This window comes from Azorhizobium caulinodans ORS 571, from assembly GCF_000010525.1.
Classification (GTDB): Bacteria; Pseudomonadota; Alphaproteobacteria; order Rhizobiales; family Xanthobacteraceae; genus Azorhizobium; species Azorhizobium caulinodans.
This window is the reverse complement of the sequence record NC_009937.1, coordinates 3,861,841-3,881,814: the sequence shown is the minus strand read 5'-3', so window position 1 is coordinate 3,881,814 and position 19,974 is coordinate 3,861,841. Positions and strand designations below refer to the sequence as shown.

At 66.9% G+C, this 19,974-nt stretch carries 18 protein-coding genes; 8 read left to right on the top strand and 10 right to left on the bottom strand.

Annotated elements, in window-relative coordinates:
• Positions 1–64 precede the first annotated feature (64 nt).
• From AZC_RS17255 to AZC_RS17245, 3 genes are read left to right on the top strand one after another with little or no spacing between them, the layout of a single operon-like run.
• Positions 65–787, top strand: coding sequence for a PIG-L deacetylase family protein (locus AZC_RS17255; RefSeq protein ID WP_012171875.1), 723 nt, complete (start codon positions 65–67; stop codon positions 785–787).
• Positions 784–1,482 carry a 4-carboxy-4-hydroxy-2-oxoadipate aldolase/oxaloacetate decarboxylase gene (gene ligK / locus AZC_RS17250; protein ID WP_012171874.1) on the top strand — a complete coding sequence of 233 codons (699 nt, stop codon included), beginning with the start codon at positions 784–786 and terminating at the stop codon, positions 1,480–1,482. The genes AZC_RS17255 and ligK overlap by 4 nt, the downstream gene beginning before the upstream one ends.
• 59 nt (positions 1,483–1,541) lie before the next feature.
• Positions 1,542–2,522 carry a Bug family tripartite tricarboxylate transporter substrate binding protein gene (locus AZC_RS17245; RefSeq protein ID WP_012171873.1) on the top strand — a complete coding sequence of 327 codons (981 nt, stop codon included), beginning with the start codon at positions 1,542–1,544 and terminating at the stop codon, positions 2,520–2,522.
• Between the two features lie 16 nt (positions 2,523–2,538).
• Here AZC_RS17245 and AZC_RS26305 read toward each other — a convergent pair whose 3' ends face one another.
• The 9 genes from AZC_RS26305 to AZC_RS17200 form a co-directional block, all read right to left on the bottom strand.
• On the bottom strand, positions 2,539–4,212 hold the full coding sequence (locus tag AZC_RS26305) for a methyl-accepting chemotaxis protein (protein ID WP_158304134.1): 1,674 nt from the start codon (positions 4,210–4,212) through the stop codon (positions 2,539–2,541).
• A 336-nt stretch (positions 4,213–4,548) separates the two neighbouring features.
• The gene (locus AZC_RS17235) at positions 4,549–5,358 is read right to left on the bottom strand and encodes an SDR family NAD(P)-dependent oxidoreductase (protein WP_043879520.1); all 810 of its coding nucleotides are present in this window, start codon (positions 5,356–5,358) and stop codon (positions 4,549–4,551) included.
• Between the two features lie 80 nt (positions 5,359–5,438).
• The gene (locus AZC_RS17230) at positions 5,439–6,914 is read right to left on the bottom strand and encodes a mannitol dehydrogenase family protein (RefSeq protein ID WP_012171870.1); all 1,476 of its coding nucleotides are present in this window, start codon (positions 6,912–6,914) and stop codon (positions 5,439–5,441) included.
• A 69-nt stretch (positions 6,915–6,983) separates the two neighbouring features.
• Entirely contained in the window at positions 6,984–7,826 is an 843-nt protein-coding gene (locus AZC_RS17225; protein ID WP_012171869.1) for an ABC transporter permease, read from the bottom strand.
• A gap of 3 nt (positions 7,827–7,829) precedes the next feature.
• Entirely contained in the window at positions 7,830–8,732 is a 903-nt protein-coding gene (locus AZC_RS17220; protein ID WP_012171868.1) for an ABC transporter permease, read from the bottom strand.
• On the bottom strand, positions 8,729–9,799 hold the full coding sequence (locus AZC_RS17215; RefSeq protein ID WP_052286100.1) for an ABC transporter ATP-binding protein: 1,071 nt from the start codon (positions 9,797–9,799) through the stop codon (positions 8,729–8,731). The genes AZC_RS17220 and AZC_RS17215 overlap by 4 nt, the downstream gene beginning before the upstream one ends.
• 116 nt (positions 9,800–9,915) lie before the next feature.
• Positions 9,916–11,103: an ABC transporter substrate-binding protein gene (locus AZC_RS17210; RefSeq protein WP_012171866.1), complete on the bottom strand. Its 1,188-nt coding sequence runs from the start codon at positions 11,101–11,103 to the stop codon at positions 9,916–9,918.
• Between the two features lie 163 nt (positions 11,104–11,266).
• Entirely contained in the window at positions 11,267–12,682 is a 1,416-nt protein-coding gene (gene uxaC / locus AZC_RS17205) for a glucuronate isomerase (protein ID WP_012171865.1), read from the bottom strand.
• Positions 12,683–12,686: 4 nt separating this feature from the next.
• Entirely contained in the window at positions 12,687–13,628 is a 942-nt protein-coding gene (locus AZC_RS17200) for a GntR family transcriptional regulator (protein ID WP_012171864.1), read from the bottom strand.
• Positions 13,629–13,716: 88 nt separating this feature from the next.
• On the opposite strand from AZC_RS17200, the gene AZC_RS17195 reads away from it, so the two are divergent.
• Positions 13,717–15,279, top strand: coding sequence for a UxaA family hydrolase (locus AZC_RS17195; protein WP_012171863.1), 1,563 nt, complete (start codon positions 13,717–13,719; stop codon positions 15,277–15,279).
• A gap of 12 nt (positions 15,280–15,291) precedes the next feature.
• Here AZC_RS17195 and AZC_RS17190 read toward each other — a convergent pair whose 3' ends face one another.
• Positions 15,292–15,975 (bottom strand): GntR family transcriptional regulator, encoded by a 684-nt coding sequence (locus AZC_RS17190; protein WP_043879519.1) that lies wholly within the window; start codon positions 15,973–15,975, stop codon positions 15,292–15,294.
• A gap of 139 nt (positions 15,976–16,114) precedes the next feature.
• Between AZC_RS17190 and AZC_RS17185 the strand changes: the two genes are divergently transcribed.
• The 4 genes from AZC_RS17185 to kduI all read left to right on the top strand — a co-directional run bounded on the left by AZC_RS17185 (position 16,115) and on the right by kduI (position 19,973).
• Entirely contained in the window at positions 16,115–17,104 is a 990-nt protein-coding gene (locus AZC_RS17185) for a TRAP transporter substrate-binding protein (RefSeq protein WP_043879518.1), read from the top strand.
• A gap of 72 nt (positions 17,105–17,176) precedes the next feature.
• Positions 17,177–17,743 (top strand): TRAP transporter small permease, encoded by a 567-nt coding sequence (locus AZC_RS17180; RefSeq protein WP_012171860.1) that lies wholly within the window; start codon positions 17,177–17,179, stop codon positions 17,741–17,743.
• Positions 17,744–17,760: 17 nt separating this feature from the next.
• A complete protein-coding gene (locus AZC_RS17175) occupies positions 17,761–19,041 on the top strand; it encodes a TRAP transporter large permease (protein WP_012171859.1) in 1,281 nt (426 codons plus the stop codon).
• A 92-nt stretch (positions 19,042–19,133) separates the two neighbouring features.
• Positions 19,134–19,973 carry a 5-dehydro-4-deoxy-D-glucuronate isomerase gene (gene kduI, locus AZC_RS17170; RefSeq protein WP_081434029.1) on the top strand — a complete coding sequence of 280 codons (840 nt, stop codon included), beginning with the start codon at positions 19,134–19,136 and terminating at the stop codon, positions 19,971–19,973.
• The last annotated feature ends 1 nt before the right edge of the window (position 19,974 follow it).

The window sequence follows — 19,974 nt, the reverse complement described above, 5'->3', positions numbered from 1 at the left end:
TCCATTCCGCCGCAAGGCGCCACCGCCTGCGGCCCTTTCAAGATGGCAATGAAGGTCCAGGACCATGTCGCAAGGAAAAACCGCTCTCGTCATCACCGCCCATCCGGGCGATTTCGTCTGGCGCGCGGGTGGCGCCATCGCGCTCCATGCGCGCAAGGGCTATCGCGTCAAGATCGCCTGCCTGTCCTACGGCGAGCGCGGCGAGAGCCAGTGGGCCTGGAAGACGGCGGGCGTGAAGCTTGAGGACGTCAAGGCCCAGCGCAAGGCGGAGGCCGAGGAGGCCGCGCGCATCCTCGGCGCCGAGATCGAGTTCTTCGACGCCGGCGACTATCCGCTGCGCGGCACGGAGGCCATCCTCGACCGCCTGATCGACATCTATCGCGAGGAGAAGCCGGCCTTCGTGCTGACGCACTCGCTCAACGACCCCTATAACGTCGATCATCCGGAGGCCACGCGCCTCGCGCAGGAGGCCCGCATCATCGCGCAGGCCGCCGGTCACAAGCCGGACCCGACCCGCGCCTATGCCGCCCCGCCGGTCTTCCTGTTCGAGCCCCACCAGCCCGAGCAGTGCGACTTCAAGCCCAACGTCATCCTCAATATCGACGACGTCTGGGAGGTGAAGCGCAAGGCGTTCGAGGTGCTCGCCGCACAGAAGCATCTCTGGGAATACTACACCCGTGTCGCGCTCAACCGGGGCGTTCAGGGCGGCCGTAACTCGGGCCGGGCGATGACCTATGGCGAGGCCTACCAGCGCCTGTTCCCGATGATCCTGGAGGAACTGGCATGACCGGCGTCGTCGTCCGCAACATCTCCCGCGCCGAACAGTCGGTGATCGACCAACTGGCCGGGTTCGGCGTCGCCACCGTGCACGAGGCCATGGGGCGCATCGGCCTCATGAAGACCTACATGCGCCCGATCTATGCGGGCGCGCAGGTGGCCGGCAGCGCCGTCACCGTGCTCGCCCAGCCCGGCGACAACTGGATGCTTCACGTGGCGGCCGAGCAGATCAAGCCCGGCGACATCGTGGTCGTGGCCTGCACCACCGACAATACGGACGGCATGTTCGGCGATCTGCTGGCCACCTCCTTCAAGGCGCGCGGCGCCGTCGGCCTCGTCATCGATGCCGGCTGCCGGGACGTGAAGACGCTCACCGAGATGGGCTTTCCCGTCTGGCCGCGAGCGGTGTCCGCCAAGGGCACGGTGAAGGCGACGGTGGGTTCGGTCAACATCCCGGTGGTCTGCGCCGGGGCGCTGGTCAACCCCGGCGATGTGGTGGTGGCCGATGACGACGGCGTCGTCGTGGTGCCGCTCGCCCGTGCCGCCGAGGTGGCCGAGAAGGCCGCCGCCCGCGAGGCCAATGAGGGCGAGAAGCGCGCCAAGCTCGCCTCCGGCGTACTCGGGCTCGACATGTACAAGATGCGCGAGCCGCTTGCTGCGGCCGGCCTCGTCTATGTGGACGACGCCTCGCAACTGAAGGGCTGACGGCACCAGAGGCGGACGCCGGAGCCTACCGGCGCCGCCGATTTCCAAGGGAGGACATCATGACCTTGCTCGCAAGGATCGCTGCCGGCTGCGCGATGGTCTTCGCGCTCGGTGCCGCACCTGCGCCTGCCGCGGAACAGACGCCTTATCCGATCCGCCCCGTGCGGATTGTCGTGCCGTTCGGGCCGGGCGGCATTGCCGACATCACAGTGCGTGTCGTGGCCGAGAAGCTGACCGAGAAACTCGGACAGCAGTTCATCATCGACAACCAGCCCGGTGCCGGCGGCATCACCGCCGCGCGGGCGGCCCTTCAGGGGGCCAAGGACGGTTACACGCTCGCGCTCCTGACCAACGGCACGGCCATATCGGTCCCGCTGTTCAAGAAGCTGCCTTTCAATCCGGTGAAGGATTTCGCGCCCGTCTCGTCGCTCGGCTATTTCGAGTTCCTGTTCGTGACGGCGGCCGGCTCGAAATACCATTCGGTGCAGGATGTCATCGCTTTCGCCAAGGCCTCGCCGGGGGCGCTGAATCTCGGCACCATCAATGTGGGCTCCAGCCAGAACTTGTCGGCGGAGCTGTTCAAGTCCATGGCCGGCGTTGATGTCACCATCATCCCCTACAAGACGACGCCCGATCTCGTCATCGCCGCCACCCGTGGCGACGTGGACGTGATGATCGACAGCTACGCCTCCGCGCGGGCGATGATGGCGGACCGGAAGCTGCGCGCGATCGCCGCCTCGGGTCCGACCCGTTCGGCGGTGCTGCCCGATCTCGTGACCGTCGACGAAAGCGGGGTGAAGGGCTTCGAGGTCACCTCCTGGAATGCCATCTTCGCGCCCGCGGGCACGCCGCCCGAGGTGATCGGCGTGCTGAACAAGGCGATCACCGAGGTGGTCGCGATGCCGGATGTGAAGCGCAAGCTGCTGGACCTCGGGATCGAGGCGCGGGCGAGCACCCCGGAGGAGCTTGGCGACCGTCTGAAGGCCGACATCGCCAAATGGACGGCGGTGATCGAGAAGGCGGGCATCGAGCGGCAATAGCCGCTCGCCCGGCGCGCTACATCCGGTAGCAGGTGCGGAAGGCGCCCCAATGCCGCCCCTCGATGATGATGGGCGCATCCACCTCCCGCATCATGATGACCTGCCCGCCGATGTGCCGCGCGTAGACCTGCACGAGGAAGGGCTTGGTGTTCCGGGCCGCCAGCAGGCCCGCCCGGTCATCGAAGATGCGCCGGTTGCGGCTGTTGGCGTTGTTCCAGGCGGGATCGCCGGGGCGCTGCGGCTTGGAATATTGCGCATTGTGCACCGGCAGATAGCCGTTCACATCCACCGCCACGCAGAAGGCGAGCCGCCCGTCCTCGCCCAGCATGGGTTCCTGCAAGGGCGGCAGGGTGCTTTCAAGGAAGGAAAGCGCTCGGGTTTCCACCTGCTCGGGATCGGTGCCGGGCAGGGTGCGATAGGTGGTGTCGAACAGGGCGTCACGGCTGATGCGGCCAGCCGCGAGGGCCCGCGCGAAGGCCTCGCGCACCGTTTCGGCGCCCCTTTGGGCACGGGCGATGGCGTCGGCCGCCTCGCGGGCGATGGCGGCGATGCGGCTTTCCACCGCCGCATGGTCGGTGCGCTCGAAGGCGATGTGGCAGCCGAGCGGACTGTTCGCCGCGATCCGGCCGGGCAGGGCGCCGAGACCCGGCAGGTCGAGCGTGATCCGTTCGCCCACCCGCGGGGTGGGCGTGACAGCGGCGAGCAGGGCGCCGCCCATGGAAAGATCGAGAGTCTTCACCGACGCCGTGCCGCCCGCATGGGACAGACGGCCGGAGATCTCCACCGGCCAGCGGTCGAACTTGCGGCGGTCGCCCAGCGGTGTCTGGCGCAGCACGCTGAGCAGATGGCGTGACATCTCCTCCACATTGTGGGTCATGTCGCCGGTGCGCTGCTCGATCTCGGCGCTGGTCTGCGCCGCGGCGCCGGTGGCGGAGCTGATGGAGCGGGCACGATCCGCCACCACCTCGGCGAAGCGTTCCACCTCTTCCGCGCTACGGCCGATCTCGTCGATGGCGCCGACCTGCCCGGCCACCGCCTCCGCCACGCGCGCCGCCACGGGGCGGATTTCGGCAATGGTGCCGCTGACGCGCTGCACGGCGGTCTCGCTCGCCTTGGCGGCGGCTTCCAGCCGGTCGATCTTCTCCGATATCTCCTTGGTCGCCTTCTGGGTCTCTCCCGCCAGTGCCTTCACCTCGCTCGCCACCACCGCAAAGCCCGCGCCCGCCGTGCCTGCGCGGGCGGCCTCGATGGAGGCATTGAGGGCGAGCAGGTTGGTCTGGCTCGCAATGTCGGAAATGAGCGCGACCACGGCCTGGATCTGGCTGATGGCCACATGCAGCTCCTGCGTGGCCGCCGTCACGGCCTGATTGGCGGTCTCGGCCTCGCCCGCGAGCCGTCCGGACGTTTGCGCCTGCCGGCCGATCTCGGTTGCCGTCTCGGCGAAGGCGCCGATGGCACGCGCGAGGCTCGCGGCATTCTCCTTGGCCGAGGCCGTTTCCGCGCTCATCACCTCGCTGTCGGCACGGATGTGCTCCAGATCGCGCACGCCCGCGGCCGCCGCCGCGCGCATGGCGGCACCGGCACCCGCCAGTTTCGTTTCCGCCCGTCGGATGTCGGTTTCCAGCAGCGCGACGAGTTCCGCATCCCCTGTCCGCAACTCGGGTTGCGGGGGCGGAGCGGCCTTTTCCACCACGACCGGTTCGGGTTTCGCTACCTGTTGCCTGCTGTTTGCAGTCTTTTGTTTGTCCCACAAACCAAACATGCGGGCGTTCCTCCGGGCATTTTGGCCGATCCTTTGAAAGGGCCGGCGCGAGATAGTGCTCCGAAGAAAATTTCTCCGCTAGGTAGCCGAAAGATCAACGAACGCGACGGCTTGGACGTCGCAATGCCGGCAGGGCTTCCATCCGGCGCGCCAGGTTGCTGGCCACGAGGGGCTCCCCCGCAAGAAGTCCTAAAATATAGTCAGCAATTTATCGGCCGATCTGTGGGCAAACCGCCTCACCATTACCCCCGAAACCGGCCGGGGTCAGGGCATGTACTGGCCGCCGTTGACCTCGAGGATCTGCCCGGTGATGTAGCCGCTGGCTGCGTCGGAGGCGAGGAACAGGAACGCCCCCACGCATTCTTCCGGAATGCCGATGCGGTCCATGGGGATGGTCGCCTGCATGGCGGCCATCTGCTGGGGCGTCGAGAAGCGCTCGTGGAAGGGGGTCGCGATCACGCCGGGGGCCACCGCATTGACGCGGATGCCGCTCTTGGCGAGTTCCTTGGCCCAGCCGTGGGTGGCGGTCGAGATGAAGCCCTTGGCCGCCGCGTACAGAACGGCCCCGTTGCCGCCGCCGTTGCGGGCTGCGACGGAGGACACATTGATGATGGAGCCGCCCGGATCGGGCTGGCCCGTCATCTGCTGTACCGCCGCGGTCACGAAGGCAATCACCTGCGTGACATTGAGGTCGAGCACGCGGGTGGCAAATTCCGGCGTGTAATCGGGGATGGGCACGCGCTCCACCAGCCCGCCGGCATTGTTGACGAGCACGTCGAGCCGGCCGAAGGCATCCACGGCCGCTTTGACGATCCGCGCCGGCGCACCGGGCTCGGTCACGTCGCCCTGGATGAGGACGGCTTCGCTGCCAGCCGCCTGGATGCGATCGACGAGTTGCTCGGCCGGTTCCCGGCTGGCGTTGTAATGCACGGCCACCTTGGCCCCGCTGGCCGCAAACCCCTCCGCGACCGCCGCGCCGATGCCTGTCGAGGCCCCGGTGACGAGCACGCTCTTGCCCGCGAGGTCCGGAAAGAGTGGCGTGGGGGAGGGTCGAAGCAGGCGATGGGGGCTCATGGGCTTCCTTTCAGAGAAGCGGAATGGGAATCTCCGCCTTCTGCGTGCGTGCCCGAACGTCGCGGTCCTTCGCCGCAGCGTCAACCCCGCGTGGCGGCGTCGACGCTGGCGGCAGCCCCTTCCGCATAGAGACGGCCGAGCGCCGCCTTGACCGCGCCGGTGAAGCGCGGATCGGTTGGCAGATCGGCGCCGAACACCTCGCGCACCGCCAGAAGGCCCTCCGCCAGCCGGTCGGCGTCCGGTCCCGCCGTTTCCGCTACCGCCTTGAAGCGGGCGGCGAGGGGGTCGCGCACGTCGATGGCGCTGCCTTTCTCATCCGTGCCCGAGACATAGCGCATCCAGCCCGCCACCCCGAGGGCGAGGAAGCCGATGGGCGCCCCGGCGGCGAGCCGGTCGCGGATGGGGGAGAGCAGGCGCTGGGGCAGCTTCTGCGAGCCGTCCATGGCGATCTGCCACGTGCGATGCTTGAGTGCCGGATTGGCGAAGCGCTCCCGCAGGGCCCGCTTGTAGGCGCCGAGATCGGCACCGGGCGGGGCCGGGACGGTCGAGGTGACTTCCTCGTCCTGAAGCCGCGCCACGAGCCGCTGGAAGGCGGGTTCGGCCATGGTCTCGGCGATGGTTTCCTTGCCCGCCAGATAGCCGAGATAGGCGAGGGTGGAGTGGCTGCCGTTGAGCAGGCGGAGCTTCATCAGCTCATAGGGGCGCACGTCGGCGACCAGTTCCGCGCCGACGTCTTCCAACGGCGGCCGGCCGGCGGGAAAGCGATCCTCCACCACCCACTGGGTGAAGGGCTCGGCCATCACCGGCCAGGCATCCTCCATGCCGAGGCGCCCGGCCACCATGGCCCGGTCGGCATCGGTGGTGGCGGGCACGATGCGGTCCACCATGGTGCAGGGGAAGGCGACCTCCGCCTCGACCCAGCGGCCGAGGTCCGGATCGCGCAAGGCAGCGAAGCGGGCCACCACGCGGGCGACCGTCTCGCCATTGGCGGGGAGATTGTCGCAGCAGAGCACGGTGAAGGGCGCAACACCGGCCGCCCGCCGCCGGGCGAGCGCTTCCACGAGGAAGCCGGGCGCGCTGCGGGGCACGGCGGGATTGGCAAGGTCCGCGATGATGTCGGGATGGGCCTCGTCCAGCGTGCCGGTGGCCGGGTCGTGGCAATAGCCCTTCTCGGTCACGGTCAGGGTGACGATGCGCACGTTGGGATCGCACATGGCCGCGAGGAGAGTGGACGGATCGCGCGGGGCCACCAGCAGGCGGCGCAGGGAGCCGATGACGCGCAAATCGTCGCCCGTGCCGGAACGCACGGCGAGCGTATAGAGGCCGTCCTGCGGATCGAGCGCCTCCGACGTGTCGGGAGAGCGCAGGCTGGCGCCGCACACCGCCCAGCCGGCAGCGCCCCGGGCCAGGCAGTCGTCCAGATAGACGGCCTGATGGGCGCGGTGGAAGGCACCGACGCCGAGATGGACGACGCCCACCTGCGCGGCGGCGACGTCATAGGCGGGGCGGCGGATATCGGCCGGAAGACGGCTCAGATTGGCAAGCGAGAGGCGCATCTTCGGCCTTCTTGAAGGGGCGTTGGAACGAGAACGGGGCGCGCGGCTTCCCGCGCGCCCCGCTTCAGCTCAGTGGGCGTGCTCGGACTTGGCGCGGGCCACGATCTGCGTCGGATTGACGAAGCGCAGCGCGATGAGCAGCCAGATGAGCGTGGTGATCATGTAGACCACCGCCATGGCGTCGATGGACTGAACCGCCCGCACGCCGGAGGCGAACACCGCATAATAGAGCGCGACGACCAGCGTCTGGCTGGTGGGGCCGGCGGTGAGGAAGGTCAGCTCGAACATGGCGATGGTGCGCACCAGCACCAGCAGCAGCGCGGCGAGGATGCCGGGCAGCAGCAGCGGCACCAGCACATGCCGGAACAGCTTGAAGGTATTGGCGCCGAACACCCGCGCCGCCGCCTCGATGCGCTGGTCGATCTGTTCCACGAAGGGGATCATGACCAGCACCACGAAGGGCACCGTGGGCACGAGATTGGCCAGCACCACGCCCGTCATGCTGCCCGCGAGCCCGGCCCGGTAGAGCACGGTGGCGAGCGGGATGCCGAAGGTGATGGGCGGCACCAGCAGGGGCAGCAGGAACAGCAGCATCACCACCTTCTTGCCCGGAAAGTCCCGGCGGGCCATGGCATAGGCCGCTGGGACGCCGATGAGGCCGGACAGGAAGACCACGAGGAACACCACCTGGAAGGTGACGATCAGCACGTCATTGAGCTGGAATTCGTCCCAGGCGGAGGTGTACCAGCGCGTCGTCCAGCCGAGCGGCATCCAGGTGCCGAGCCAGCGCGTGGCGAAGGAGGAGACCACCACCGCCGCGATCATGGCGAGGAGGTTCAGGATGAAGAAGCCGATCACGGCCCAGACGGCGGTGATCCAGAGCTTCGCGCCGAGTGTCGTATCCCGGATCATGGCTCAGCCCTTTCCGCCGGAGGTGGCGCCGCGATAGATGAGGCCGCGGGCGAACAGAAGCGCCGCGACGATGGCCAGCTGCACCACGGCCATGATCATGGCGATGGCCGAGGCCATGGAATAATCATAGTCCTCGAAGGCCGCCTGATAGGCCGCGATCGAGATGACGCGGGTGGGCCCGGCCGGGGCACCCAGCAGCACCGCCGAGGGAAACACCGAGAAGGCCTGCACGAAGGACAGGCAGAAGGTGATGGCAAGGCCCGCCAGCAGCAGCGGCAGGATGATGTGCCGGAACCGCTGCCACGATCCCGCCCCCAACGTCGCCGCTGCCTGCTCCAGCGCCGGGTCGAGGCCCGATAGATAGGAGAGGGTGAGCAGGAAGGTGAAGGGGAAGCCCGTCAGCAGCAGCGAGATGAACACGCCCCAGTAATTGTGGAGCAGCGCCAGCGGCTTGGAGATGAGGCCGAGGGTGATGAGCGTGCGGTTGAACCAGCCCTGCGGCCCCAGATAGTTCAGCAGGCCTTCCGCCACGAGCACCGTGCCCAGCGTGATCGGGATCACGAGGATGGTGGTCAGCAGCCTCTGGCGACGCAGGTGGCGTACGCGCAGCGCGATCGGCACCGCGAGCACGATGTTGAGGATCGTCACCGGCAGCGCCAGCCACAAGGTGGTGGCGATGGTCCCGTAGAGGAACGGGTCGGAGAAGAACTTCACATAATTGGCCAGCGTGCCGCCCACCTTGGGCTGGAACGACAGCCAGAGCCCATAGAGGAAGGGATAGACGAACAGGCCAAGGATGAAGAGCGCGGCCGGCAGAACCAGCAGCGTCAGGCCGTCGATGCCTCGGGCGGCGAGGCGCTGCGACAGGGAGATGCGGGGCGCGTCGAGGGACACGGGGCGGCTCATTGGGTGCGATCCGGGAAGACGAGGACGCGGGCGGGATCGGCGGAGACCTGAACCTGATCGCCGGCCACCAGCGGACTGTGGGAAAGGAAGGCGAGATCCGTGCCGTCCGAGGCCGAGCCGAAGGCGCAATATTCGCGGCCCCGGAACTCGCTGGACGCGACCCGCACCGGGAAGCCTTCGCCTTCCGCCGCGTGCTTGAGATCGTCCGAGCGCATGGCGACGATCACCCGATCGCCCACGGCAGCGTCACCGCGCACGCGGCCGACCATCTGTCCGCCGGCGGCCATGGAGACGACCGCAGTCTCTCCCTCGCGGGAGGCGATGGTGCCCGTGAGGCGATTGCGGAAGCCCATGAATTCGGCGACGTCGAGATAGTTCGGGTTGGCGAACAGTTCGTCTGGCGCGCCCACCTGGCGCACCACGCCATCCTTCAGCACCACGATGCGGTCGGCGAGCGAGAGCGCCTCTTCCTGATCGTGGGTCACATAGATGGTGGTGGCGCCGAGCATGTTGTGGATGCGGCGGATTTCCGCGCGCATCTCCAGGCGCAGCTTGGCGTCGAGGTTGGAGAGCGGCTCGTCCATGAGCACCAGCGGCGGCTCCACCACGATGGCGCGGGCGATGGCGACGCGCTGCTGCTGGCCGCCGGAGAGCTGGCCGGGCAGCTTGTGGCCGTGACCGTTGAGGCGGACCATGGTGATGGCCTCGTCCACCCGCTTCTTGCGCTCGGCCTTGGACATGCCGCGCATCAGAAGGCCGAAGCCCACATTGTCTTCCACGCTCATGTGCGGGAACAGGGCGTAGTTCTGGAACACCATGCCGAACCCGCGCTCCTCGGGCCGCAGCTGGTCGATGCGCTTGTCGTCCAGCCAGATGCCGCCGCCGGTGGCGGGCAGGAGGCCGGCGAGGATGTTCAGCGTGGTGGACTTTCCGCAGCCCGAGGGGCCGAGCAGCGCGATGAATTCGCCCTGGCGGATGGTGAGGTTGACCTCCTTCAGCGCATTGAGCGTACCGAATTCGCGCGACAGGCGGTCGAGCTTGAGTTCATTGAAACTGGCGGCGTGAATGGTCATGGCGCGCGTCCGGAAGTTGCACGGTCAGGATGCCGGCGCGTGACGCGCCGGCGGGTTCCGAGAGTGTCGAGAGGCGCGCCACGGCGTGCGCGGCGCGCGGATGCGTGCGGCTACTTCTTCTTCGCCGCGCCGATCTCTTCGTCCCAGCGGCGGAAGGCCTGCACCATCTTGTCCGGCATCAGCGGGAGCTCGATGGGATTGTCGGCGATCAGCGCGGCATATTCCGGCCGGCCATATTCCTTGATGGCGGCCTGGCTTTCGGCGGGGGCGAGGTCCAGCGGCACGTTCTTCACCGCCGGGCCCGGATAGAAATAGCCCTCGTCATAGGTGTAGGCCTGCTGCTGCGGCTGCAGGATGAAGGAGATGAGGTCGAGAATGACCGCCATCTTCTCGTCCGGCAGGCCCTTGGGCACGCAGACGTAATGCGCGTCGGCCACCCAGTGGAAGCCCTTGAGGGCGCCGACCTTGGCCTCCTTCGGCACGATGCCGAGCACGCGCGGATTGATGTCCCACCCGGTGGTGGAGACGATGATGTCGCGCGAGCCCTCGCCCAGTTCCTTCATGGTGGGCGTGGTGCCGGAGGGATAATACTCGATGTTCTCGCCCAGCGCCTTCAGATAGGCCCAGGTCTTGTCCCAGCCCTTGATCGGGTCAGTCGGGTCCGCATCCTTGAGCAGATAGGGCAGGCCCATGAGCCAGGTGCGGCCGGGGCCGGAATTGGCGGGGCGGGCATAGAGGAAGCGGTTCTTGTTTTCGCGCGTCCAGGCCAGAAGCTCCTCCGCCGTGGTCGGCGGGGTCTTCACGGTCGGCATGTATTCGATGAGCGGGCCGGAAGGATAATAGGTCACGACCACGCCCTGGCCGCTCGCCAGCGTCTGCATGCGCGCGGCGGGTTCCAGATAGATGTCGTTGAGCTTGGGCAGGGCCGAGGCGTGAGCCGGCAGCATTTCCACCCAGAGCTTCTGGTCGATGCCGGCGGCGAGCGCGTCCGTGCCGGTGAGCACGATGTCGATATCGACACGGCCGGCTTCCTGCTGGGCCTTGATCTTGCCCGGCAGTTCCGGCGCGGGGGCCTTGGTGAAGGAGATCTTGGAGACGAGGTTCGGCTTCGCCTTCCGGTAGTTCTCGATGGGCTTCTGGGTCAGCGCGAGATTGCCGGCCACGTCCACCACATTGAGGGTGATGGGCGATTTCGGCAGGGCGAGCTGCGCCTGCGCGCGGCCGCCGAACGCGGCAAGACCCGCCGCGCCGGCCACGCCACCCACAAAGGTGCGGCGGCTGATGTTCGAGAAAGTCATGGTCGCATTTCTCCCTTGGCGTTTCCTCGCGAGCCCGCCCCGATCGGATCGACTGCCGGTCTGGCCGGAAGATCGGGCTCGATTTCAAAGTCGGTGACGGGCCAGCGGGACCGGTGCGATGCGACCGGACCGGATGCCCCCGGGTGCGCTGCACCCGCTAAGGTCAGAGCCTGTAGGCTTTCTTGGCGAGCCTGTAGGCGAGATCGTGGGCGACTTCGTGCGCCTCGTCCTCCTCGAGCCGGTGGGTCGTCACCAGTTCGGCGAGATAGGCGCAGTCCACGCGCCGGGCCACGTCGTGGCGGGCGGGAATGGAGGGGAAGGCGCGGGTGTCGTCGTTGAAGCCAACGGTGTTGTAGAAGCCCGCCGTCTCCGTGGTCAGCTCGCGGAAGCGCTTCATGCCCTCCGGCGCATCGAAGAACCACCAGGCCGGGCCGAGGCGCAGCACCGGATAATGGCCGGCGAGCGGGGCGAGTTCGCGCGAGTAGCTCGTCTCATCCAGCGTGAACAGGATGATGGTGAGGTTCTTCTCGTTGCCGAAGCGGTCCAGCAGCGGCTTCAGCGCGTGCACATAGTCGGTACGGCTCGGGATGTCGGCGCCCATGTCGCGGCCGTGGCGGGCGAGGATGCCGCCATTGTGGTTGCGCACCGAGCCGGGGTGAATCTGCATCACCAACCCGTCATCGACCGACATGCGCGCCATCTCGGTGAGCATCTGGGCGCGGAACAGCTCCGCATCCTGCGCCGAGACCTCCTGGCCGCCGGCCACGCGCTCGAAGAGAGCCTCCGCTTCACCGAGCGAGAGGTCGGCGGTGCGGGCGCTCGGGTGGCCATGGTCAGTCGAGGTGGCGCCATAGCTCTTGAAGAAGGCGCGCCGCTTGCGGTGGGCTTCCAGATAGCCGGTCCAGGAGAAGGTGTCCTCGCCAGTCAGCTCGCCGAAGCGGGTGAGATTGTCGCGGAAGCCTTCGAAGTCCGGGTCCACCACCGGGTCCGGACGGTAGGCGGTGACGACGCGGCCGTTCCAGCCCGAGTCGCGGATCATCTGGTGCCACTTCAGCTCGTCGAGCGGGCTCTCGGTGGTGGCGATGGCCTCGATGTTGAAACGCTGGAACAAAGCGCGCGGCTTGCAGGCGTCGGTCTCCAGCCGCTCGGCGATGCGGTCGTAGAGGCGGTCCGCATTCTCCGCGTTCAGCCGCTCTTCGATGTCGAAGAGGGTGGCGAAGGCATGGTCCAGCCACGAGCGGGTCGGGGTGCCGCGGAAGAGGTGATAGTGGGACGCGAACAGGCGCCAGATCTTGCGGCCGTCCTGCTCGGTCTCGCCGCCGTCGCGGCGGGGCACGCCGAGCTGCTCCAGCGGGATGCCCTGGCTGTAGAGCATGCGGAAGATGTAGTGATCCGGCACCACGAACAGGCGTGCGGGATCCGGGAAATTCTTGTTCTCCGCATACCAGCGCGGGTCGGTGTGGCCGTGGGGCGAGACGATGGGCAGGTCCGCCACCTGTTCATAGAGGCGCCGCGCCACCGCGCGCACGGCGGGGTCGGCGGGAAACAGGCGGTCGGGGTGGATGAGGGGGCTCGCCATGGGCTCAACGTGTCCTTTCCCGGGGCGTTTTTGATGAGGTTTTGCGCGTCGTCTGCCGCGACGCCTTGAGCTCTGCGTCCGCCACCGCGAGGACCGCTTCAGCCTTCACGCGCCGGGTGCGGGTTCCGTTCGCCTTGGGCGCGCTTGTCGTGCCATTGACGGGCGCGGGCTGAACCGGCGTGCCGTCCGCATGGACGGGCGCGACGGGGGCCTGATCGACGCCCTCGAAATAGCCGGGATGCGCTTTCACCAGCATTCCGACCGAGGGCAGCACCTGATCCAGATGCGCCCGCATCGCGGCCTCGGCCTTGTCCGGATCGCGCGAGGCGATGCCTTCGAAGATGGCCTCGTGGTCCGCCATCACGTCGATACGGCGGCTGGGAGAGGGCAGGGAGAGAATGCGGCACCGGTCCACATGGGCCTTCTCCTGCCGCACCACGCGCCAGAGATTGGGGTGCCCGGCGATCTCGGCGATGGCCTGATGGAAGGTCTCGTCCGCCGCGTGGAAGGCGGTGAGGTGCCCTGCCTCGTGCGTGGTGCGCTGCTCGGTGAGGATATTACGCAGTCGGGCGATGGCGGCATCGGTGGCGGCGATGGCGGCGCCGCGCACGGCCGCGCGCTCCAGCGCATCGCGGATCACCATGGCGTCGTGCATGGCGGGGACGGAGATGCGTGAGACGAAGGTGCCGTACTGCGGGAAAATGTCCACCAGCCGCTCGTCCGCGAGCTTCAGCAGCGCCTCGCGCACCGGTGTGCGGCTGACGCCGCAGGCGAGCGCGATCTGCTTCTCCTGAAGCGCGGATCCGGGGGCGATTTCCATGCCGATGATCTGCTCGCGCAAGGCGGCATGGATGCGCGCGGAGGCTGGAATGGCGCGCACGCGCTTGGCGAGGCCCGTGGCCTCAAGCCCCTCCGTCCACCGCGCAAATGCCGGCTCCGCTGGCACGTTTCCTCGCTTCCACTTGTGATGTTTTGCGATGCTAATATATTAGCATATCAACGCCGTCAACGATAACGCTGCGGGAGGTAGACCAATGGATGAGCTGGTTCGCGAAGGGGCTTCGGAGGTGCGCGCCGGCGCAGCTTCGCCGCGCGTTCTGCATCTGGCGGCCTCCGACAATGTAGCTGTGGCGCTGGATGCGCTCGCGCCGGGTGTTGTGGTGTCCGGCATCACGGCGCAGGCGCGCATTCCGCGCGGCCACAAGTTTGCGCTGGTGCCCATCGCCGAGGGCGAGCCGGTGCGCAAGCTGGGCCAGATCATCGGCTTTGCCGCGCGGGCCATCGCGCCGGGTGAGCATGTGCACGAGCACAATGTGGTGCTGCACGATTTCTCCCGCGACTACGCCTTCGCGGTGGACGCCCACGACGACGGTCTGTTGCCGGAGGCCGAGCGGGCGACCTTTCAGGGCTATCGCCGCTCCAACGGCCGCACGGGCACGCGCAATTATCTCGGCATTCTCACCAGCGTGAACTGCTCGGCCTCGGTGGCGCGCTTCGCGGCGCAGGAACTGGAGCGCTCAGGGTTTCTGGAGCAATTTCCAGGCATCGACGGCATCGTACCCATCACCCACGGTACCGGCTGCGGCATGGCCTCCAAGGGCGAGGGATTCGACATCCTGAACCGCACCGTGTGGGGCTATGCGACGCATCCCAATTTCGCTGCCGTGGTGATGGTGGGACTGGGCTGCGAGGTGTTCCAGATCGCCCGCTTCAAGTCCGAATATGGTGTGCAGGAGAGCGACGGCTTCCGCTCGCTGACCATTCAGGACGAGGGCGGCACCCGCAAGACGGTGGAGCATCTGGTTGGCGCGCTCAAGGAGATGCTGCCTGCCGCCGCCGCGCACCGACGGCAGACGCGCCCGGCGGCTGAGCTCATCCTCGCCCTCCAGTGCGGCGGCTCGGACGGCTACAGCGCGCTCACCGCCAATCCGGCGCTCGGTGTCGCCTCCGATCTTCTCGTGCGCAATGGCGGCACGTCCATCCTCTCCGAGACGCCGGAAATCTACGGCGCCGAGCACCTGCTCACCCGCCGCGCAGCGAACCGCGCCGTGGGCGAGAAGCTGGTGGCGCGCATCAAATGGTGGGAGGAATACACCTCGCGCAGCGCGGGCGAGATGAACAACAATCCCTCGCCCGGCAATAAGGCGGGCGGTCTCACCACCATTCTGGAGAAGTCGCTGGGCGCGGCGGCAAAAGGCGGCGCCTCGACGCTCCGGGCCGTCTATGAATATGCCGAGCCGGTGACGGAGCATGGCTTCGTCTATATGGACACCCCCGGCTATGATCCCGTGGCTGCCACGGGCCAGGTGGCGGGCGGGGCCAATCTCATCTGTTTCACCACCGGGCGTGGCTCCGCCTTCGGCTGCAAGCCCACGCCGTCGCTCAAGCTCGCCACCAATTCCGACATCTACCGCCGGATGGAAGAGGACATGGACATCAATTGCGGCGATGTCCTCGACGGCGTGACGCTGGAAGAGAAGGGGCGCGAGATCTTCGACAAGATCCTGCGCACCGCTTCCGGCGAGCGCACGAAGTCCGAGGCGCTCGGCTATGGCGATGCGGAATTCGTGCCCTGGCAGGTGGGCGCTGTGATGTGAGGCGTTCCCGGCCTATTCGAACAGGTCGGGATGCTCCTGCGCGACCTTGGGCAAGGCGCGCAGGATCTCGCTCAGGTGACAGCGCATGGCTTCCGCCGCGCCCGCAGGATCGCGGGCGTCCACCGCAACCATGATGGCCCGGTGCTGATCCACCAATGCGGCCATGGTCTCGGCGCTGGTCAGCGTGAGATGGCACGCCCGGTCCATGTGGGCCTTGATGTCGCTGATGGCCTCCCAGGCAAGGCCGCAGCCGGCGCCTTCCGCCAGCGCCACGTGGAACAGTTCATCATAGCGCTGGAAGGTGCCGTGGTCGTTGCGCTGCGCCGCCTTGGACTGGAGATCGATCAGATCGTCGATGCGCGTGCGCTGCGCCGGATCGAAGGCATCGGCAGCCTTGCGGGCGACGGCGGTCTCGATGGCCTCGCGGACGAACCGCGCCTCCATCATCTTGCGCGTCGAGATCTTCACCACCACGGTGCCGCGCTGGGGCAGGATTTCCACGAGCCGCGTGCGTGCAAGGCCGATGAGCGCCTCCCGCACCGGCTGGCGAGACACGCCATGGCTTGTGGCGATCTCCTGCTCGGACAGGCGCGTGCCCGGCGGCAGCGACATGGAGATGATCGCGCGGCGCAGTTCAGTCTCGATGCGCTGTGCCGTTGATCCCGTCGTCGGCACATTCAGGGCGTCCACGTTCATTCTCCCAGTTGCCAGTTCGTCCATACTACCATACAAGTGTGGGGCCTGCATGCGCTGAATCCGGTTCCGTCGCTCCCGCGCCGTTCCGAGGTACCATATGCGGGCCCAACAAGAACATCATCACTCAGGGAGAACGCCAATGCTGACCCGACGTCATGCGCTTGCGCTGACCGCTGCCTCCGCCGCCTTTGCGGTGGCGCCCTTCACGCGCGCTTCCGCCCAGAGCGTGACGCTGCGTTCCGCAGACATCCATCCCGACGGCTATCCGACCGTGGAGTCGGTGAAGTTCTTCGGGCAGTATCTTCAGGATAAGACCAATGGCCGTGTGAAGGTCCAGGTCTTCAGCTCCGGCCAGCTTGGCCAGGAGAAGGACACGATCGAGCAGACCCGTTTCGGCGTCATCGATCTCAACCGCGTCAACACCGCGCCCTTCAACAATCTGATCCCCGAGACGGCGGTGCTCGGCCTGCCGTTCCTCTTCCGCTCCGTGCAGCACATGTACAGCGTGGTGGACGGCCCCATCGGCGCCGAGATCGGCAAGGCGTTCGAGCCGCACGGCCTCATCGTGCTGGGCTTCTTCGATAGCGGCGCCCGCTCCATGTACAATTCCAAGCGGCCCATCAACACGCTGGCCGACATGAAGGGCATGAAGATCCGCGTCCAGCAGTCGGATCTCTTCATCGCCCTCATCAATGCGCTTGGCGCCAATGCGACCCCCATGCCCTTCGGCGAGCTTTACTCCGCGCTCCAGACCGGGCTCGTGGACGGCGCGGAAAACAACTTCCCCTCCTACGAATCCGTGAAGCACTACGAGGTGGCGAAGTATTTCTCGCTTACCGAGCATTCCATGGCGCCGGAAGTTTTCTGCATGTCCAAGCGCTCATGGGACAAGCTCTCGGCGGACGACCAGAAGCTCTTCCGCGAGGCAGGCAAGGCGGCAACGCTGAAGATGCGCGAACTCTGGGCCAAGCGCGACGCCGAGGCCAAGGAGAAGGTCATCAAGGGGGGCGCCCTCATCAATGAGGTGGACAAGCAGCCCTTCATCGATGCCATGAAGCCCGTCTACGACAAGTTCGTCACCTCCGAGAAGATGAAGGACCTGGTCGCGCGCATCAAGGCGACCGCCTGACGGCACAGCGCGGGCGGCCCAAGACGCCGCCCGCTTCGGCTGCCGGCCTGAGGCCGGAGCGGAGATGAAGCCATGACCGATCAGTCCTTGCGAGGGTCCGCCACCATGGGTGCCATACCCGCCCTTCAGATCCTCCACCGCTTTGTGCGCGGCCTCTCGCGCTTTGCCCTCTACATTTCCGGCGTCGGCCTCATCGTGATGACGGCGGCGGTGTTCTGGCAGGTGGTGGGGCGCTATGTGCTCAACGATTCCCCCAGCTGGACCGAGCCTTTCTCCCTGCTGCTGATGAGCTGGTTCATCCTGCTCGGAGCCGCCGTTGGCGTGCGCGAGGGGGATCATCTCGGCTTCGAGATCGGACTGCACTACGCCTCGCCCGCCGTGCGCCGGCTGATGGAACTCACGACCCACGTTCTCATTACGGCTTTCGGCGCGGCCATGGCCTATTATGGCTGGGATCTCGCCATGGAGACGTGGTCCGCCAAGATGGCGGGGATCGACCTGCCGCAAGGCGTCGACTATCTGCCGCTCGCAGGTGGCGGTGCGCTGATCACCCTCTTCTCCTTCGAGCGGCTGCTTCAGGATCTGGTGAAGCCGCTCGTGCCGCCGGTGCCGCTCGGCGCCGAGCATTCCACCGACTGAGCGCCGGACCAACGCCCATGGCCATGACCATCCTTTTCGGCGTCTTCACGGCGCTGCTCCTGCTCGGCACGCCGGTGGCCTTCTGCCTCGGCCTCGCCTCCATCGCCACCGTGCTCTATCTGGACCTACCGCCCATGGTGGTGTTCCAGCAGATCAATTCTAACATGAACGCCTTCGCCATGCTGGCGATCCCGTTCTTCATCTTCGCCGGCGACCTGATGATGCGCGGCGGCATCGCGGATCGCCTTATCGGCATGGCCGCCTCCATGTTCGGCCACTTGCGCGGCGGGCTCGGGCAGGTGAATGTGGTGGCATCCTTCCTGTTCGGTGGGGTGTCCGGCTCGGCGGTGGCGGATGCCTCGGCCATCGGCGGCATCATGATCCCCCAGATGGCCAAGCACGGCTATTCGCGGGATTTCGCGGTGAACGTGACGGTGAATGCCGCCATCATCGCACTGCTCGTGCCGCCCTCCCATAATATGATCATCTATTCGCTGGCGGCGGGCGGCACCATCTCCATCGCCGACCTGTTCACGGCGGGCATCCTGCCGGGCATCCTGCTGGCGGCGGCGCTGATGATCACGGCCTATATCGTCGCCCGCAACCGCGGCTATCCTTCGGGCATCTTTCCCGGCTGGTATGGCGTGCTGCGCGCGGTCGTGGTGGCCGCGCCGGGCATCATCCTCATTGCGATCATCTTCGGCGGCGTGCGCTCGGGCATCTTCACCGCGACGGAAAGCTCCTGCATCGCGGTCATCTATTCGTTGCTGATCACGCTCCTCGTCTATCGCGAATTGAACTGGGATGCCTTCGTCCACGCCACGCTCGGCGCCGTGCGCACCACCGCCATGGTGCTGCTGGTCATCGGCACGGCGGGCGCCTTCGGCTGGCTCATGGCCTTCCTTCAGGTGCCGGCCGCCACCATCGAGCTGATGCAGTCCATCTCGTCCAACAAATACGTGATCCTGCTGCTCATCAATATCCTGCTGCTGGTGCTGGGCACGTTCATGGACATGGCGCCCATGATCATCATCTGCACGCCCATCTTCCTGCCGCTGATCAAGGCCTTCGGCATCGATCCGGTGCAGTTCGGCATCATCCTGATCCTGAACGCCGGCATCGGCCTCAACACGCCGCCCGTGGGCTCGGTGCTGTTCGTGGGCTGCGCGGTGGGCAAGATCTCCATCGGCGAGGCTATGAAGACCATCTGGCCGTTCTTCGGCGCCAGCATTGTCGTGCTGCTGCTGGTGAGCTACGTGCCCGCCGTGACGCTCTGGCTGCCTTCGCTGTTCCGCTGAGCGCGCCGCGTCCCGAAATGCCCGGCCGGCGGCCCCGCCGGCCCGTCTTTGGCGTGCCTTGCGGCCGCCCCTTTTCCCGAAAGGTTTTCATCATGATGATCGACGTGCGCCAGGTCAGCCACCCGGACGCGGTGAGCGGCTATGATACGGCGGCGCTGCGCCAGCATTTTCTCGTCGAGCGGCTGTTCGAGCCGGGCAAGGTGCTGCTCACCTACAGCCATGTGGAACGTTTCGTCATCGGCGGCGCGACGCCCCGGAGCGACGCACTGAAGCTGGAGAGCGACAAGGCCACCATCGGTTCGCCCAATTTCCTCGACCGGCGCGAGCTGGGTGTCTTCAACATTGGTGGCCCGGGCAAGGTGGTCGCGGACGGGGAGACCTATGTCCTCGGGCACCGCGACGCGCTCTATGTGGCGCAGGGCACGAAGGATGTGGAATTCCTCTCGGACGATCCCGATGCACCGGCGAAATTTTATCTGCTCTCCACGCCCGCCCATGCCCGCTACGAGACCAAGGTGGTGAAGATTGCCGAGGCCAAGGCCATGCCGCTCGGCGATCAGGCCACCGCCAACAAGCGCACCATCTATCAGATGATCCATCCGGACGTGGTGAAGTCCTGCCAGCTCGTCATGGGCATGACCGAGCTGGCCGAGGGCAACATCTGGAACACCATGCCCTGCCACGTGCATGACCGGCGCTCGGAGGTCTATCTCTATTTTGGCCTGCCGGCGGACGCCCGCGTCGTCCATCTGATGGGCAAGCCGGAGGAGACGCGCCATCTGGTGGTGGCGGACGGTCAGGCCATCATCTCGCCTCCGTGGTCCATCCATTCCGGCGTCGGCACCCGCGCCTACACCTTTATCTGGGGTATGGGCGGCGACAATATCGATTATACGGACATGGACATGGTCGCCATGGACCAGTTGCGGTGAG

Coding starts and splice junctions, on each gene's coding strand:
- AZC_RS17185 (WP_043879518.1), top strand. CDS start 16,115: ATGCTGACCCGACGTCATGCGCTTGCGCTGACCGCTGCCTCCGCCGCC.
- AZC_RS17245 (WP_012171873.1), top strand. CDS start 1,542: ATGACCTTGCTCGCAAGGATCGCTGCCGGCTGCGCGATGGTCTTCGCG.
- uxaC (WP_012171865.1), bottom strand. CDS start 12,682: ATGGCGAGCCCCCTCATCCACCCCGACCGCCTGTTTCCCGCCGACCCC.
- AZC_RS17180 (WP_012171860.1), top strand. CDS start 17,177: ATGACCGATCAGTCCTTGCGAGGGTCCGCCACCATGGGTGCCATACCC.
- AZC_RS17225 (WP_012171869.1), bottom strand. CDS start 7,826: ATGATCCGGGATACGACACTCGGCGCGAAGCTCTGGATCACCGCCGTC.
- AZC_RS17235 (WP_043879520.1), bottom strand. CDS start 5,358: ATGAGCCCCCATCGCCTGCTTCGACCCTCCCCCACGCCACTCTTTCCG.
- ligK (WP_012171874.1), top strand. CDS start 784: ATGACCGGCGTCGTCGTCCGCAACATCTCCCGCGCCGAACAGTCGGTG.
- AZC_RS17210 (WP_012171866.1), bottom strand. CDS start 11,103: ATGACTTTCTCGAACATCAGCCGCCGCACCTTTGTGGGTGGCGTGGCC.
- AZC_RS17175 (WP_012171859.1), top strand. CDS start 17,761: ATGGCCATGACCATCCTTTTCGGCGTCTTCACGGCGCTGCTCCTGCTC.
- AZC_RS17255 (WP_012171875.1), top strand. CDS start 65: ATGTCGCAAGGAAAAACCGCTCTCGTCATCACCGCCCATCCGGGCGAT.
- AZC_RS17190 (WP_043879519.1), bottom strand. CDS start 15,975: ATGAACGTGGACGCCCTGAATGTGCCGACGACGGGATCAACGGCACAG.
- AZC_RS17195 (WP_012171863.1), top strand. CDS start 13,717: ATGGATGAGCTGGTTCGCGAAGGGGCTTCGGAGGTGCGCGCCGGCGCA.
- AZC_RS17230 (WP_012171870.1), bottom strand. CDS start 6,914: ATGCGCCTCTCGCTTGCCAATCTGAGCCGTCTTCCGGCCGATATCCGC.
- kduI (WP_081434029.1), top strand. CDS start 19,134: ATGATGATCGACGTGCGCCAGGTCAGCCACCCGGACGCGGTGAGCGGC.
- AZC_RS17220 (WP_012171868.1), bottom strand. CDS start 8,732: ATGAGCCGCCCCGTGTCCCTCGACGCGCCCCGCATCTCCCTGTCGCAG.